This is a genomic window from Candidatus Eisenbacteria bacterium (genome assembly GCA_018831195.1).
Lineage (GTDB): Bacteria > Eisenbacteria > RBG-16-71-46 > CAIMUX01 > JAHJDP01 > JAHJDP01.
In genome coordinates this window covers 246,995-263,609 of sequence record JAHJDP010000023.1, presented here as the reverse complement: position 1 = coordinate 263,609, position 16,615 = coordinate 246,995, and the positions used below count along the sequence as shown (strand labels likewise).

Sequence of the window (16,615 nt, the reverse complement as noted above, 5' to 3'; positions counted from 1 at the left end):
AATAGAAAAAATGTTATGTGATCGTTCTGTGCGGGCCGATAGGGCCGAGGTGGGCCGCATTTTTGAGGAAGAGGTTTATTGAGGACCGGAGCGTGTTTTTCAAAGGAATCGTAAAGACGGCCGCCTTCGCCACCTTGATGTGGATTCTGGCCGCAACGGGCTCCCGCGGCGTGATTTATGACGATACAGTCCTTCCCGATTCCGACGACACTTATACAACAGCCCTCTTTCGGATCTATTTGCCCGAGAGTGCCCCGCTCATCAGGGGGATCTATTTTTATGTTGATCCCTACAATGTCGATTCGCGTTATATAGCCGCCCATCCCGATTTTCAGGCCTTATGCGGGAAAGCGGATTTTGCCCTCATGGGCGCTCAACTTGACAGCCGGTTTATGGAGACTGGAATCGGCAAGGCCGTCCTCCGAGCGCTTCAACACTTTGCCGGGTTGAGCTCGCATCCCGAGCTGGAATTCTCAACGATCTTTTTCGAGGGGTATTCCTGGGGCGGGCAATTTTCCTACCATTTCGCGATCTGGCTGCCCGAACGTGTGATCGGTTTTGTTACACAAAAGGGGGGATACCACGATACAGGTCCCGCCGGCGCGGCAGTACAGGTTCCAGGATATCTCTTCGTCGGCGAAAACGATGAGCCGTATCGCATTGAAAACCTAACGGGAATATTCAAAAAACAGCGCCTCCTCGGTGCGCGCTGGATCCTGGCGATGCAGCCCGATGCCGGTCATGAGCGGATAACGGACCGCAATCTTTTGGATAATTATTTTCAGACAGTGAGTGAATTGCGGTTACCGGGCACAATCCCGGTGGATCGACCGGTTCAATTAATTGTTTTGGATGAGACAGAGAGTTGGCTTGGAAATCTCGTGACGCAGGAGATTGGTGATTATATCTGCTACAATGACAGCGTGGAGACGGCTTGCTGGTTTCCATCCAGCGAGATCGGGAAGCGCTGGCAGGTCTTTGTTTCGGATACGACCGTCACTGATACGATACCCTGTGGCTCCTCTGGAATCGATGCCGGCGAGAGTCTCCATTCCAGGCTTCACGAGGGCCTGAGGGCAATCCCCAATCCTTGCCATTCTTCCATCGCTATCCATTTCTATCTGCCGACGGCCGCTGAGGCCGAGCTGTCGATCTATGACGCCGCCGGACGGGTGGTGTTGAAATTGATCGATGATAGGCTGCCGGCGGGGGCGCATACCGTTCGCTGGCAAGGCAGCGACGCCGGCGGCGATGCCATGAAAAATGGCATATATTTTTCAAAATTGAAGGCGAATTCTTCGGAGGCTACCGGCAAAATCATCCTTATACGATGAAGTTGACCTAAATCAGATACGCCATGGCTTGTTGGTTGTCCCCATCCATTTCAACCTGCAGCAGCATCCCGGACGCCGCACCCGGAACGTGCAGGACTCTGACGACATCTATAAAATCCCGGGCATCGGGAAGAATACTTGGAAGGGAATTTTTCGATTTGTGAAGGAAGTCGGTATTGAAACAAATGTCGGGGTCGTCGGGATAGAGCGCGAGATATTGAATATTCGATTCGACAAGGTCTTGAAAAAAATGACTGCCATATGAAACTTCCGGCATATAACCGCCTTCCCTGCGCGCAATTTCAATGAGAATCCTGGTATTGTTGATGTCTGAATAACCCACTCGAATCCCGAGCCGCAGATCTTTGCTTCCCCACCGGCCGGGTCCCATTAGGATAAAAACCTTGTCCGATAGTTTATCATTGAGCTGGTGGACTATTTTCGCCACGCCCAGACGCTTCTCCGTACTGTGAATCATATTGTAGTCTTTTGGATCGATCAAAATGACATACTCAATTTTGCTGACCCTTGCGGAAATAATATCCCTGTTTGCCGTAAAAACGGTTCGTTCCGGCGGTATATAGGCCGGCAATCTAATTTGGGTTTCCTCGCGGCGCATGGCCTGCGGGCGGCATTGAAGAAGATAAAAATGCTCCCCATCGTAGGCGAATTCGATATCAATCGGGCACTGATAAGCTTTTTCCAATGTTTGCAGACACCACTTCAGGAAAGCCGGATAGGGTGTTGAATGAGTCAATCGATCGAAGGTCACGACAAGATCTTCAGGCCGGTCTAATATTCCATCTCCCATCATCTGCCGGATAAAACCATGTTTCAGCACCGAGAACACGTGGCTCAACCCCGGCATTCCGGCGTTTTCCTGGAGCAAGCTTGATATGGGTATGGTCTCGAATCGATGTGTCTCCAGGTTGACAACATCGACGAATTTTTGTGATACGCGCAGGATATCTTCCGGTTTTATCTCGGGCCGAAGGGTTGGGAGACCCAGCGGTATGATGCGTGGAAAATCCTCAGAAACCCTGTCTACTGCGCGTGTCCCGAGACCGAAAACAAGACGTGTCATTCCATCTTCGGGACGGATGCGCGGATTGCGGCGGTACAGGTTTCTTGAAAAGCCGACACCGGCCCACACCGGAAGAAAATAGGAACCCACCCGTGTTCCGACCAGCTTCTGAATCAATACAGCCATATTTTCGCTGTAATCGAGAAGATCATGCCGGCGGCGATAGCTGAGGGGGTCCGGGTGCAGGGTGCTGGCATAGACCTCTGCAATGGCGCCGAGTAGCTCTTGAACCCTGGACTCCTCTGAGCCTTGGTTGGAGACGAAAACACTGCGATACTTGCCCGCAAATGTGGTACCGAAGCGATCCTCGAGCAGGCTTGATGAACGAACGATAAGAGGGTGCGATCCCAGGGTCTTCAGCAGATCTCGAATCATTGAAACGAGATCGGGTGGGAAATCGGCATTCTTAAATAGATCAAGAATCATGGGGTAATCATTGCGGATATCGGCGATCTCTTTATATTTTTGATCTTGTAGATGCTGCAATCCGTTATATCGCAGGAAGGTGTCCAAAATATCCGATCTTAAATAGTACGATTCCGGGGTATGGATTCTCACATTAGGAGCATGGGGATCTTCATTCTGGGCCCGGGTCAGGATCCGTTCCCCGAGAAGATTTCCTCCCGCTTTCCCGCCGATCAGCCCGGCTCCGTTCTCATCGCCTATAATCCGGCTGACAAGGTCATCAAAATCCCGGATATACAGATGATGTTTCGCGATGCCGATGAACTCCAGTTGGTCGGAAATAAACCGGCGGATGAGGGCTACGCGGACCGACAATGATTCTTGCGCGGGAAGGATCGTCTGGCCTTTTGGGAGGCGGCAAAAACTCTTAATCTTTTCAATCAGAAGTCCTGATGAGACCGAAGCGAGATCCGCAATTTCCCCCAGCGTCTGCGCTTCTTCCCGCTTGCGCGTCAGGTTGACGAGATCATCAATCTCCACCTCGGTAAAATACTCGGCGGCGTAATCCAGAGTGATCTCATGTATCTGTCGCTTTTCCTTTTCATCCCATCTTTGAACCAATTGAATATTGTCATTATGCAGATTATCAGATGCCTTTATATTCTCACTGGCCTTTCCGCTTCCCTTTCCTCTGGCCCTTCCCCTGGCCAACCGGTGGGCCTCGTCGACAGAGATAATTCCCCGGCTGTGCAAAGTAATCAGGAGCGTCCGGCTGATCCGTTTTGACAATTCCGGAAAACGCTTCAGGATTCCTTCAATGTGACGGCGCTTCTCTTTCTTTGAGTGATCTTTCTCCGGCATAAGATGTTTTCTCCGACTAAATGAGGGCCCGTGTCGCTCGGGCAGGATCATCCGCATCAAAACGAACAAGAGCCAACTCTGGTCCATCATGAGCCCCTGAGAAGAGATGTGTTCGTCCCATCTGATCCCTCCAAGAGCCGGTTAGCCGGGCGGACTCGTGGACATGGCCGTGAAGGGTGATCCAAGGCTGGCGTTCCTCAATGAATCGGCGGATGGCGATACTGCCGATATGGACATCAAGGGGTACGTAATCGATCATCCTCCCGTCAAGGGCGGCGCGATCGAGTTTTGTTTGATAAGGAGGGGCGTGGAAGAGGAATACCGCCTTCCCGAGGTCATCTTTTCCAGCCAGCAAATCCAAATCCCCTTGGATGGTCGCATACCGGATCTCATTGTTAGACATTGGGATAGAGCGGACGCCTTCTTCTGGAGAGAGCGCTCCCAGGTCGACAAATCGGGAGACATCATACCGTTCCCAGTCTTTCAGCTGGAAGGGTGTCGGGGGGACATTGGCGTAGCCATAAACGGTTAGGGACCCCAATTTGACTCTGTGATTGTGCAGATAGTGCCAATATCCCTGAGTGGCGGCCCTGAGAAGGGCCGCCTCCTCGATCCGGGGATCATCGTTGCCCAAAATGACGAAAACCTCGGGATAGTCCGGCCCCAACGACTCTCTCAATCTACGGAATCCGGCAATCAATAGATCCTGAACAAAATCCTGGTGGGCGAAATCCAGGGCCCAACTCCGATCAAAAGAGATCGGCAGGAGGTCGCCGCCAAGGAAGACAGCCTCAGGGCGTTCTTGGGCGATACTCTCAAATAGGCTGTGATATCTCTCGATCTTCCCGTGAAGATCGGAGGTGAAGAAGCATTGAAACACCTTCCCTCCTTGCTATCGTGTTAACCCTATCCCTAAAGCGTTCCTTGGGATTGCGCAAGCCCCGGCGTATGTCTCCGCGTGCAAAAAGACGGGGTTCCGGGATCCGATTGTGTGTCGACCTCCGACGTTTCTGTAATTATACTGGGTTTGGTTGGGTGCCCAACCGACAGACCCAAGGGTCTTATGTGCCGAACGCGTCTGCGTGCGGCTCATTTGTTGAGCGGGATGTTCATGACTCCCGGCTCCTTGGATGGGCTTTAACGGGTACCGGGCGTTACGTGCCGTGTGTCCACAAGGGGATAACGGCCGCCGTAGCTTGGCCAGAGGACCTAAAAAGGGGACAAATCGTGGCTGAGAAATCTTCTTTCAATCCATTTCAAATGGCGCGTGCGCAGTTTGATAAAATCGCAGACTTGATCGGTTTGGATACCGGAACACGTGAATTGTTAAGGACTCCCATGCGGGAATATCAGTTCAATATTCCTGTTCGTATGGATGACGGGGGTGTGAAGATATTTCGCGGGTTTCGGGTTCAACACAACGATGCCCGCGGCCCGGGGAAGGGCGGTATCCGGTTTCACCCTCAAGAGACGATTGATACGGTTCGGGCTCTTTCAATGTGGATGACCTGGAAATGCGCAGCGGTGGACATTCCGCTTGGCGGCAGCAAAGGCGGAGTCGTCTGTGATCCCCATAATCTCAGCGCCCGGGAGCAAGAGGCGATCTGCCGCGGCTGGGTGCGGCAGCTTGCCCGTGACATTGGACCGAATATCGACGTTCCCGCGCCGGATGTGATGACAAACGCCCAACACATGTTGTGGATGCTGGATGAATACGAAGTGATTTGCGGCAGCCGGCATCCCGGCCTCATCACGGGGAAGCCGGTCGGTATGGGAGGTTCCCTGGGGCGGACTCAGGCAACCGGATACGGTGTAGTATATACGCTGCGTGAAGCCTTGAAGGAATTGAAGCTCCGGCCGGACGACACCGTTGCCAGCATCCAAGGTTTTGGAAATGTAGCGCAATACGCCATAGAATTGTACAAGCAAATCGGCGGCCGCGTTATTTGCGTCTCGTGTTGGGATCAGGAAGACCAGACCTCTTATTCTTTTAAAAAGGCCGACGGGCTCAGTCTTGAAGAACTGCGTTCGATTGCGGATCGTTTCGGGGGCATCGACAAAAAGAAAGCCGCCGGCTTGGGGTATGAAATTCTGCCGGGCGGCGCTTGGCTGGAACAGGATGTCGATATTCTTATCCCGGCGGCTCTGGAGCATCAAATCACCGCAGATAATGTCGGCAACGTGTCGTCAAAGGTGAAGGTCATTGCGGAAGGAGCCAATGGACCAACAACTCCTGAAGCGGATGAAGTTATTCATAAGCGCGGTATTTTCATGATCCCTGATTTTCTGGCGAATGCCGGGGGCGTCACCTGCAGCTACTTTGAGCAGGTTCAAAGCAACATGAACTACTACTGGGAGATGGATGAAGTTCTCGGAAAACTGGACCTCAAGATGACCTCGGCGTATATCGCCGTCAGCGAATTGGCAAGAAAACAGAAACTGTACATGCGTGATGCCGCGTATGTATTGGCCATCAATAGGGTGGCTTCAGCATGCCATGATCGCGGCTGGGTTTAGATTTACGGCCCGGCTATGAAATCGCCGAACGCGCGGAGCTGAATCGGGAATCGATAGACTCCCAGACTGGAGAATCCGCAACGAAGCAACTCGACCCCGTCATTCGTAGAGTACCGGATGACGGGGTCTATTCTCTTGCCATCCGGAATGCATTCTCAAGGAGAATGATATGTCGGAGCCTGATAATTTGGATATCCCTCAGTTTGATCGGCGATTCTTGCACCCGGATGCCGGGTTTACCCAGATAGGTTCCGGTGATTTAGGTGGAAAGGCATCCGGCCTGAATTTGGTTCGAACCAAGATCCTTTCCAAGATCAAGAGTGAAGAATTCCCGCAAATTGAAGTTAAAGTGCCGACCCTCGCTGTTCTTACGACGGAATTATTCGATATATTTATGGAACAAAACGACCTTTATTCTCTCGTAAAGAATGATATGCCGGATGATCGCATTGCACATGCTTTCCAAAAGGGATCCTTTCCAGCCAGGTTTATTGGAGATCTCAGGGCTCTTATTTCAGAGGTTCATACGCCGTTGGCCGTGCGATCCTCAAGCCGGCTTGAAGATGCGCTGGATCATCCGTTTGCCGGCGTCTATGGGACCAAGATGATCCCAAACAATCAGCCTGATATCGATACGCGTTTCCAACGGCTGGTTGAAGCGATAAAATTCGTCTATGCGTCGACATTTTTCCGCCAAGCCCAAAATTATTTGAGCTCGGTGGGACAAGAGCGATGTTCGGAGAAGATGGCCGTCATTGTCCAGAAAATCGTCGGAAGAAGATATGCTGATCGATTCTATCCAGGCATATCCGGCGTCGGCCGCTCTTATAATTATTATCCTTCAGGGCAGTCGAGTCCCAGCGACGGCGTTGTTAATCTGGCGCTGGGTTTAGGCAAGGAAATCGTGGATGGCGGACTCTCCTGGACCTATTCGCCGGCATCTCCCCAAGCTCCCTCGCCGTTTAATGACATTGGGGATTTGTTGAAGAATACTCAGACTCGTTTCTGGGTTGTCAATATGGGCCGCCCTCCACTGCCCGATCCTGTCCGCGAAACCGAATATCTTAATCATATCGACTTGTCGGCGGCAGAGATGGATAATACTCTAAGATTCATCGCATCGACATTTGACGGATCTTCCGGGCGCATGCGGCCCGGGGTCGGTTTTTCCGGCCCTCGAGTCTTGGATTTCGCTCCTATTCTGCAATATGATTCCCTTCCGCTGAATCAGTTGATTAAGAGGCTGTTGGAGATATCCGAAGAGGCGCTTGGGGCCGAAGTGGAAATTGAGTTTGCCCTCAATTATGATTTGAATGATGGCCTGCCTGTTCAGTTTGGATTTTTACAGGTGCGCCCCATGGTGGTGTCCCATCAGCAAATCGACATTCAACCTGAAGAATGTATTGGAGACAGTGTCGTTCTAGCGACAGATCGGGTCCTTGGGAATGGATTGCGCGACGATATACTCGATATCGTTTTTATTAAACCCGATACATTTGATGCTAAATATACCCGGGAAATAGCAACTGAGATCGAAACGTTGAACCGGCAGATCGTCAATGCGGGCGGTATTTACCTCCTAATAGGATTTGGGCGCTGGGGCAGCTCGGATCCCTGGCTGGGAGTGCCCATTGAATGGGGGCAAATAAGCGGCAGCCGTGTTATTGTTGAGGCGACCCTGCCGAATATGAATCCTGATTTGAGCCAAGGTTCACATTTTTTTCATAATCTGATCGGTCTGCAAATTCTATATATGTCAGTCCCCTTGCACAGCCAATTCAAGATCAATTGGGATTGGCTCAATGAGCAACCTGTCGCAACTGAGACAAAATTTGTAAAGCATGTGAAACTGTTGTGGCCTCTTGAAATCAAAGTGGACGGAAAGAATGGAAGAGGGGTTGTAAATTATCATGAAAAGAGATCCTAAGGCGCGAAAAAAGCTTTTGGATTCGCTTCAAGAGAGAGCCAAAGAGCTCAACTGTCTGTATCGGGTCGAAGAGATTCTCAGTCGTTCCGATGAAACGCTGGATCAAGTCTTTCAAGCGATTGTGGAGGTTATGGCGCCCGGATGGCAATATCCCGATCTCTGTCAGGCGAAGATTACTTTCGACGATAGGATTTATATTTCAAGCCCATTTGATCCGACACCCTGGGTCTTGAGCGCCGGAATTTTTGTCCAGGATCGCAAGGTCGGAGACCTGAGGGTCTATTATTTAGAAGAGCGTCCCGATGGAGACCAGGGTCCGTTCCTTAATGAAGAAGTTCGCCTTATTAACACCATTGCTCAACGATTGGGTCATTATATTCTTTATCAACAGATCAAAAACGCCCATCAAAGTTGGCAGGATATGCAGGTCGGCTATGGCAGTAAACAAGAACGGTCATGGAAGGCGCCGGTCAAGTTGCTCCGGGAGTCGGATCGAGCCCTCTATTTGCGATTGGCCCGCAAGATGCTCAATCACCTGGTCCGGATCGGCGTCTCCGATGCCCGGAAGTACCTTCCGGCCGAAGAGACAAGAGACGCGGATCTATCCTATGGCGAAGTAAACGTTCCCGGAAGGAAATTCAGCTCGGACGAGGCCCATTTGCTGAGTGACAGCCCCTTTGAATTGGCTGGTAACCATATTAATGATGACGAAATACTGGGCCTCCTGCAAAAGTGGGTTTATGAAGACAAGGCGGGAGCCTTTATAAGAATATTGAGCAGTCCGCGATCCTCCCTGCTTGAAATAGCGGATGCCCTAAGGCGTTTTCACCTTGGGTTGGGTGATGGTTCTGAGCTGGCTCCCTCTACATTAAAGAGCCTCCGTGTCACCTTGACACAAAAGCTCTTGACCGAACAAATTGATTTTGTGAGAACCGCGAAAAAGTATGTTGAAACAAAGGACTTTGAAGCCCTGCTGGACAAAATGATAATTCCGGGAGACAGCCACGGAAAGCTGGGCGGGAAGAGCTCGGGACTCTTTTTGGCGCAAAAGATCCTCCAAAGAGCCCCGCATGATGACCGGCCGATCGGGAAGCTGAAGGTTCCAAGAACTTGGTATCTTGTCTCTGATGGGCTGTTGGCGTTTATTCATCACAATGATCTTCAGGATGTGATTGAACAAAAATATAAGGAAATAGATCAGGTACGGCAAGAGTATCCCAACATAGTCCAGTTGTTTAAAGGTTCGTCTTTTCCAAGCCGCATTATTGATGGATTGTCTGTTGCCTTGGATGATCTCGGAAAGGTTCCTTTGATTGTCAGAAGTTCCAGCCTTCTTGAAGATCGCATGGGAACGGCCTTTTCCGGGAAATATAAAAGTCTCTTTATTCCCAATCAGGGTCCCAAGCGCAAACGTCTGGAGGCCTTGATGGATGCGGTCGCCGAAGTCTATGCATCGACATTTGGACCCGATCCCATTGAATACCGGGCCGAAAGAGGATTGCTTGAATTCAATGAAGAGATGGGAATCGTCATTCAGGCCGTGGTAGGCCAAAAGGTCGGGAAATACTTCTTTCCCGCCTTCGCCGGTGTTGCCTTCAGCAACAATGAATTCAGATGGTCCACCAGAATTAAAAGGGAGGACGGACTCATTCGGATCGTGCCCGGCTTGGGCACAAGAGCCGTGGATCGGGTTGGTGATGATTATCCAGTGCTGATCGTACCGGGGCAACCGAATCTAAGGGTGAATGTGGCTATTGATGAAGTGATCCGCTACTCGCCCCAAAAAGCGGATGTGATTAATCTGGAGGCCAACACTTTAGATACAGTGGAAATATCGGAGCTTATGAAAGAGATCGGTTCGGAATACCCCTCGCTGGAATTGGTTTTTTCCGTCCATAAAGAGGGCATGCTGAACAAGCCGGTCGGGCTCCTGGTGGATCCACAGAAAGACGATTTGGTGGCGACGTTTGGCGGTCTATTAACCAATTCGAAATTTGTCAGAAATCTCGGTAATATCATGAGCATTCTTCAGGAACAATTGGGAACTCCTGTTGATATTGAGTTTGCCCATGACGGCAAAGATTTGTATCTGCTCCAATGCCGGCCGCAAAGCTACTCTCCAGATGAGACTCCTGCGCCGATCCCGAAAGATGTCGCTGAAAAGGATACGCTGTTTTCAGCCAATAAATATATATCCAATGGGTGGATCCCGGATATCACACATATTGTTTATGTTGATCCGAACCGGTATGGCGAGCTCTCCAGCCGGAATGACATGCTGGCCGTGGGACGAGCTGTCGGGCGGCTCAATCGGCTGTTGCCGAAACGGCAATTTATACTCATGGGCCCCGGGCGCTGGGGCAGCCGGGGGGATATCAAGCTCGGCGTCAGCGTGACCTATGCGGATATCAGCAATACCGCCATGCTGATAGAAATTGCCAAAAAGAGGGGGGAATATCTGCCAGATCTCTCCTTCGGCACACATTTTTTCCAAGATTTGGTTGAATCACGGATCCGTTATCTTCCTCTCTATCCGGACGACGAGAATATAATGTTCAATGAAAAATTCCTCTTGAGCGCCTCCAATCTCGTTCCGCAAATGATTCCGGAATTCACGGAATTGGCCGATACATTGCGGGTTATCGATGTACCCGCGGAATCCGATGGCCGCATCTTACGAGTATTAATGAACGCCGAGCTCGATGAAGCGATCGGAGTCTTTATGGATAGGAGCGAGGAAAGCACACAACCTCTTGGGAGTGACGCCAAAATTCAGAAGAAACCGGGTCATTACTGGCGCTGGCGCCTGAAAATGGCGGAGAAGATAGCGGCGGAGCTTGATGCGGAGCGTTTCGGCGTCCAGGCCATCTACGTGTTCGGCAGCACCAAAAATGCGACGGCGGGACCGGGAAGTGATATTGATCTCCTCGTTCACTTCCGGGGCACGGAAAAGCAAAACGATGATCTCATGAATTGGTTCGAGGGCTGGAGTCTATGTTTGAGCGAAATGAACTATTTGCGAACCGGATATGTTACTGAGGGCCTACTGGATGTTCACCTCGTGACGGATAAGGATATCGAGAACAGGACAAGCTATGCGGTGAAGATCGGCGCGGTGACGGATGCCGCCCGTGAAATGCCGCTATCCAAGAAATGAGAAACGGACCCGGGACAGAATCCCGGGTCCGTATTTAAATATTTTTTGCGCCTGCAGCTGAATGAATCTAAGCGTGCTTGTGCTTCGGCGCCTTGAGCAGCAGACCGAGAACCGCCGCAATGAGACAGGCCACTCCCGCGATGATAAAGGGAGTCGCCCAAGCGCTCACATCGCCGCCCTTGGCCGCATCCTTGAAATATCCGGCGACCTGGGGACCCGCAATACCGGCAACACCGTAGGCAAGGAAGACCCAGCCGTAATTCGTGCCGACATTCTTATTACCAAAGAAGTCTGCGGTTGCCGCCGGGAAGAGCGCGAAGTTGCCACCGAAATTGAATCCGATGATGCAAGCCCCGACGGTGAGCCCCACAACCGTGCCGCCCATCTTGAAGAAGAGCAGCATGATGATTCCCTGGAGCAAGCACATCAGGAACAGAGCGAATTTCCGACCGATCTTGTCGGAGACGATACCCCAGACGATCCGGCCGAGGCCGTTAAGGATCGCATACCAGGCCATCGCTGTTCCGGCGGCGGCCCCGGCGGCGGCGCCGACCACCGCGCCACTTGAATTCAGCGCGTCGATACCGAAGAGACGGATGCAATAGATGACCATGAGGCCGGCCAGGCCGGAACCGATGAACATCAGCAAAAGCATCCAGTACTGGGGTGTGCGCAGCATCTCATTGCTCGTTAAATCGACTGATCCGGTCGCCTTGGTCGTCGTCGCGGCGGGAGGATTCCATCCCTTCGGCTTGTAACCGGCGGGAGGATTCACCATCACGATACTTCCGATAAGGACCAGAACGAGAAAGACCACGCCGTAGATAAAGAAGACACTCTGCACACCGGGAAGGCCGAAGATATGAGTGGTGTTTAACAAACCGCCGCCCCAGCTTCCCGCCAGCTTCACCCAGATCGTCGCACCGAAACCGAATCCGGCGACCGCGAGACCGGTGATCATCCCTTTTTTATCGGGGAACCATTTGACACCCACGGCGATCGGAACGACATAAGCTAATCCGATTCCGGCCCCGCCGATCACACCGATACATAGAAATTGAGCAATGAACGACTTGCCCAGAAATCCACCCAGCATATAGCCAATACCCAAGACAAGACCACCGGCCACCGCGATCGGCCGCGGGCCGACTTTGGCCTGCATCCGGCCGGCCATAACCATGACCACGGCAAAGGTCGCCAGACCGACCGAGAAAACCCAGGCGGCCTGCGTGGCGGTAAATCCGTAGAGGCCGCCGTCAGCCAACGGCATGGTGATCATTTTTGTAAAGACGCTCCATGCGTATATCGCTCCGAGGCACAATTGGATAAGAATCGCGCCGATGACAACCATCCAGCGATTCATGATCTTATCTTTCTCCATTTGAGAACTCCCCCCAACGAGGTAAAGGGGAGGGATGCCAAGGCAGCCCTCCCCCATCCGAATCATTCAGGTGACATGCGATCGAATCGCCTACCACTATTCCTTGTTCGCCACCAGCGTGTCGACGACAGCCGGATCGGCGAGGGTTGAGGTGTCACCAATCTGATCCATATCACCGGACGCGATCTTGCGAAGGATCCGGCGCATGATCTTACCACTACGCGTTTTCGGAAGACCCGGAGCCCAATGAATCACATCCGGTGATGCGATGGGTCCGATCTCGTCACGGACATGGTTCCGGAGTTCTTTTTTCAGCTCATCGGTATATTCCACACCGATGTTCAGGGTGACATAGGCGTAGATGCCTTCGCCCTTGATGTTGTGCGGGAAACCGACGACGGCCGCTTCGGCGACCTTCGGGTGCGATACGAGAGCGCTCTCGACTTCGGCCGTACCCATCCGGTGACCGGAGACGTTGATGACATCATCGACGCGGCCGGTGATCCAGTAATACCCATCCTCATCCCGCCGGCAACCGTCGCCGGTGAAGTAGAGACCGGGGAATGCGGAGAAGTATGTCTCTTTGAAACGCTTGTGATCGCCATAGACGGTGCGCATGATGCCCGGCCAGGGAGCCCTGATGGCCAGGATGCCGCTGGCGGCGCCATGCAGCTCTTTGCCCTGTTCATCCAGAACGAGCGGCTGGCAACCGAAGTACGGCAGGGTCGCGGAACCAGGCTTGAGCGGGTGCGAGCCGGGCAGCGGGGTGATGAGGATCCCGCCGGTTTCGGTCTGCCACCAGGTATCAACGATCGGGCAGCGGCTGTCGCCGACGACCTCGTAATACCATCTCCAAGCCTCGGGATTGATCGGTTCGCCGACAGAGCCGAGAAGACGCAGGCTCTTGCGACTGCGCTTCGTTACATGCTCATTGCCCTGAGCGGCGATCGCGCGGATGGCGGTTGGAGCGGTATAGAAGATGGTGACCTTGTACTTATCGACGACATCCCAGAACCGCCCGGCGTCGGGATAGGTCGGGATACCCTCGAACATCACCGAGGTGGCGCCCATGGCGAGCGGCCCGTAGACGATGTAGGAGTGTCCGGTGACCCAGCCGATATCAGCGGTGCACCAGAAGATGTCGTCATCATGATAATCGAAGATGTACTTGAAGGTATGTGCGGTATAGACCATGTAACCGCCGACCGTGTGAGCGACACCCTTGGGCTTGCCGGTGGATCCGGATGTATAGAGGATGAACAGAGTATCTTCCGCATCCATCCACTCAACGGGACAATCGGCGGAAGCCTTGTCCATTTCCTCATTCCACCAGTAGTCACGCCCCTTTTTCATCTCAACCTTCATATCAGGAACGCGGTTGTAGACGATACAGGCATTCACGGTGCAACCCTTTTCGGCGGAGATGGCCATCGCCTTGTCGGCATTGGACTTCAGGGGAACGGCCTTGGCGCCGCGATAGACGGCGTTGGTTGTCAACAGGGTTTTGCAATCAGAATCGAGAATCCGGTCAGCCAGCGAATCGGCGCTGAATCCGCCGAAGACGACGGAGTGGACGGCGCCGATACGCGCGCAGGCTAGAACGGCCACCGTCAGCTCCATGACCATCGGCATATAAATAGAAACGCGATCGCCCTTCTTGACGCCCTTGCTCTTTAGGACGTTGGCGAACTTGCACACCTCTTCGTGAAGCTCTTTATAGGTAACAGTGCGCTGCTCACCGGGCGTGTTGCCTTCCCAGTAATAGGCGACCCGATCGCCGCGGGTCTTGAGATTACGATCCAAGGCGTTGTAACAGGCGTTGGTCTTTCCGCCCTTGAACCACTCGATCTTGATGCTTTTATCAAAATCCCAGGTGAGAACCTTGTCCCACTTCTTCTCCCAGTGGAAGGTTTCCGCCCATTCGGCCCAAAACCCCTCGGGATCCTTCACGGACCGCTCATACATTTTTTTGTACTGGTCCATCGTCTTGATCCAAGCCCTCTCACTCACTTCGGGCTTGGGCGAATAAACGTCACTCATCTTTTTGCCTCCCCACCAAGTAATATTCTAACCTAGGCGCCCATACTTCCCCGAAAACCTGGCCCAAGCGCTGCAGCAGCGATCGAACAGATCAATCAGGAAAGCCTGGCAGTTGTGGAAATTTGGCCTACAAACGCTTGCCCAACGGCCCTTCTGAAGCACCGAAAACGGGTCAGTCGAGAGTTGAGGGCACTCGAACGACGCACGTACTGTGAGTCGTGAAAACGTCTCTAAAAAGGAATTCTTTCTAGGCTCAAAGTCTGCAGCTTAAGCGAGAACCTCGCGGGGGTCAACCCCAGTGAGATGAGAATTCACCGGGCGTCAGAAAGAAGGGAAAACCTGACAACTAGCATGATAACTACCAATTAAGAGGATTTCCCGCCTCGATTCAGCCCGAAAAGCTATTAGCTATCATAAAAAGAGCCGCCCGGATGGGGGCCGTTTGTTAATCCTACCGTCCGCGTTCCCTTGACCCTGAAGGGGAAAGCCTCGGCCCACGGGATCGGTCCCGATCGCGGCGGTTCCCACCATGCGAATCACCCCCACGGTCGCCGCCCCGTGAATCATCCCGCCGCCTGGATCCGGATTCGTATGAACCTCTTGAGCGTTCCGGCCTTGGCTCAATCGGCCGGATGACAATCTCCTGGAGGTCCGCGAGTTCGGCATCCGTCAGGGGCGCGAGTTTGAGATACTCCCGCCGCATCGCTTCCTCAGCCAGGGTCCATTCCAGCTCGCTCGTGGGCAGATCGACCCAGAGTTCCGGTTCAAAGGGTTCGCCCGAGAGGCCCAGGGCCCGCAAGGTGATCTGGTTGTGTCCAATAAGATCATCCCGCCACGCCTCCGGAATGCCGTCTTTACCATGGAGGGCGCCGGCGATGGCGCCGGTAATCGCGGCCACCGAGTCGGCATCTCCACCGGCATGAATGGCCATCGAGACAGCATCGGCGAAAGATCCGGATTCGTGGAGGAAGAAATAGATCGCCGCGATGACGCCCCCCAGGGCGAATCCCTGGCAGGGGTGGCGCAATGTGTATTCCGCGATCTCTTCGGCGTTTTGTGTGATCAGGGGGAGCACCTTCTCCGGCGGATCGGCTAGATGCCCGGACAAGCGGCCGAGGGCTTTTGAAAAATGGTTGGAGGCATCGAGCGTCTGCCGGGAGAGATGCCTTTCATGTGTATCCCGGAGCCACTCCTGTGTCCGTTCGGAAAAGCCGACTGTGGCGCGGAGGAGATTTTCCGGATCGAGGGACTCGGGGGTCTCCCCGATGGCCCGGCCCACGAGATAGGCCACGGCGCAGGCCGCTGCGACACCTCGGGGATCTTTATGTGTCACAAAGGCTTGAAGCGCTGCATTCTCTCTGATCGCCGCGTCGTCGCCGGAAAAGGCCAATCCGACGGATGCAACACGCATCGAGGCGCCGATCCCGGCGGAATTCCTCGCCCCACCGTTCCAGTGGCAGCCCCTCTTCCAGGTGTCGACAGTGAACTCAAAAGACCGGCCGTAGCCGCGATGGGCTCCAAGGGGAAGGACTCTTGGACCACGTGCGAGGGATAGGAACTTCCGGCCGATAATGTCTGGATCGGCGCGCCCGGATTCCAGCAGGGTTTCTGCAATCACCAGCGCTTGCTGGGTATCGTCAGAGTGAAGGCCGGGAAGATACCGGCGGTCATTCTTGTGCGGCGGCCCTTCAACGAAGTGTGTCACCCTGCCATAGTATTGTTGAATCTCTTCAGCCGACAAACCCTCGAGAGGACGCCCCAGCGCGTCACCCGTCGCCAATCCCAAAAGAGAGCCGACAAAACGGTCCGCACGATTCCTTCCCACGTTCTCAACCTCCCATTCCGATCCACCTTCCAGCCGAACACTATCCGTAGAATACCTCCAAATGTGGGGAGTCCCAAGGAGACC

The 16,615-nt window shown here is 53.3% G+C and carries 9 protein-coding genes; 4 read left to right on the top strand and 5 right to left on the bottom strand.

Annotated features, from left to right (window positions below):
* The first annotated feature begins 92 nt into the window (after positions 1–92).
* Complete coding sequence (locus KJ970_04575; GenBank protein MBU2690181.1) at positions 93–1,334, top strand: T9SS type A sorting domain-containing protein; 1,242 nt, start codon at positions 93–95, stop codon at positions 1,332–1,334.
* A 7-nt stretch (positions 1,335–1,341) separates the two neighbouring features.
* Here KJ970_04575 and KJ970_04570 read toward each other — a convergent pair whose 3' ends face one another.
* A complete protein-coding gene (locus KJ970_04570) occupies positions 1,342–3,684 on the bottom strand; it encodes a PEP/pyruvate-binding domain-containing protein (protein MBU2690180.1) in 2,343 nt (780 codons plus the stop codon).
* 16 nt (positions 3,685–3,700) lie between these two features.
* The gene (locus KJ970_04565) at positions 3,701–4,564 is read right to left on the bottom strand and encodes a hypothetical protein (GenBank protein MBU2690179.1); all 864 of its coding nucleotides are present in this window, start codon (positions 4,562–4,564) and stop codon (positions 3,701–3,703) included.
* 380 nt (positions 4,565–4,944) lie between these two features.
* Here KJ970_04565 and KJ970_04560 point away from each other — a divergent pair, with 380 nt between their 5' ends.
* The 3 genes from KJ970_04560 (at position 4,945) to KJ970_04550 (ending at position 11,285) form a co-directional block, all read left to right on the top strand.
* Positions 4,945–6,201 (top strand): Glu/Leu/Phe/Val dehydrogenase, encoded by a 1,257-nt coding sequence (locus KJ970_04560; protein ID MBU2690178.1) that lies wholly within the window; start codon positions 4,945–4,947, stop codon positions 6,199–6,201.
* 169 nt (positions 6,202–6,370) lie between these two features.
* Positions 6,371–8,128 (top strand): PEP/pyruvate-binding domain-containing protein, encoded by a 1,758-nt coding sequence (locus KJ970_04555; GenBank protein MBU2690177.1) that lies wholly within the window; start codon positions 6,371–6,373, stop codon positions 8,126–8,128.
* Positions 8,112–11,285, top strand: coding sequence for a nucleotidyltransferase domain-containing protein (locus KJ970_04550; protein ID MBU2690176.1), 3,174 nt, complete (start codon positions 8,112–8,114; stop codon positions 11,283–11,285). The genes KJ970_04555 and KJ970_04550 overlap by 17 nt, the downstream gene beginning before the upstream one ends.
* A gap of 67 nt (positions 11,286–11,352) precedes the next feature.
* Here the strand turns inward: KJ970_04550 and KJ970_04545 are convergent, their stop codons facing one another.
* From KJ970_04545 to KJ970_04535, 3 genes are all read right to left on the bottom strand, one after another.
* Positions 11,353–12,666, bottom strand: coding sequence for an OFA family MFS transporter (locus tag KJ970_04545; protein MBU2690175.1), 1,314 nt, complete (start codon positions 12,664–12,666; stop codon positions 11,353–11,355).
* Positions 12,667–12,762: 96 nt separating this feature from the next.
* A complete protein-coding gene (acs, locus tag KJ970_04540) occupies positions 12,763–14,706 on the bottom strand; it encodes an acetate--CoA ligase (protein MBU2690174.1) in 1,944 nt (647 codons plus the stop codon).
* Between the two features lie 451 nt (positions 14,707–15,157).
* Positions 15,158–16,531, bottom strand: coding sequence for an ADP-ribosylglycohydrolase family protein (locus tag KJ970_04535; GenBank protein ID MBU2690173.1), 1,374 nt, complete (start codon positions 16,529–16,531; stop codon positions 15,158–15,160).
* Positions 16,532–16,615: the final 84 nt, after the last annotated feature.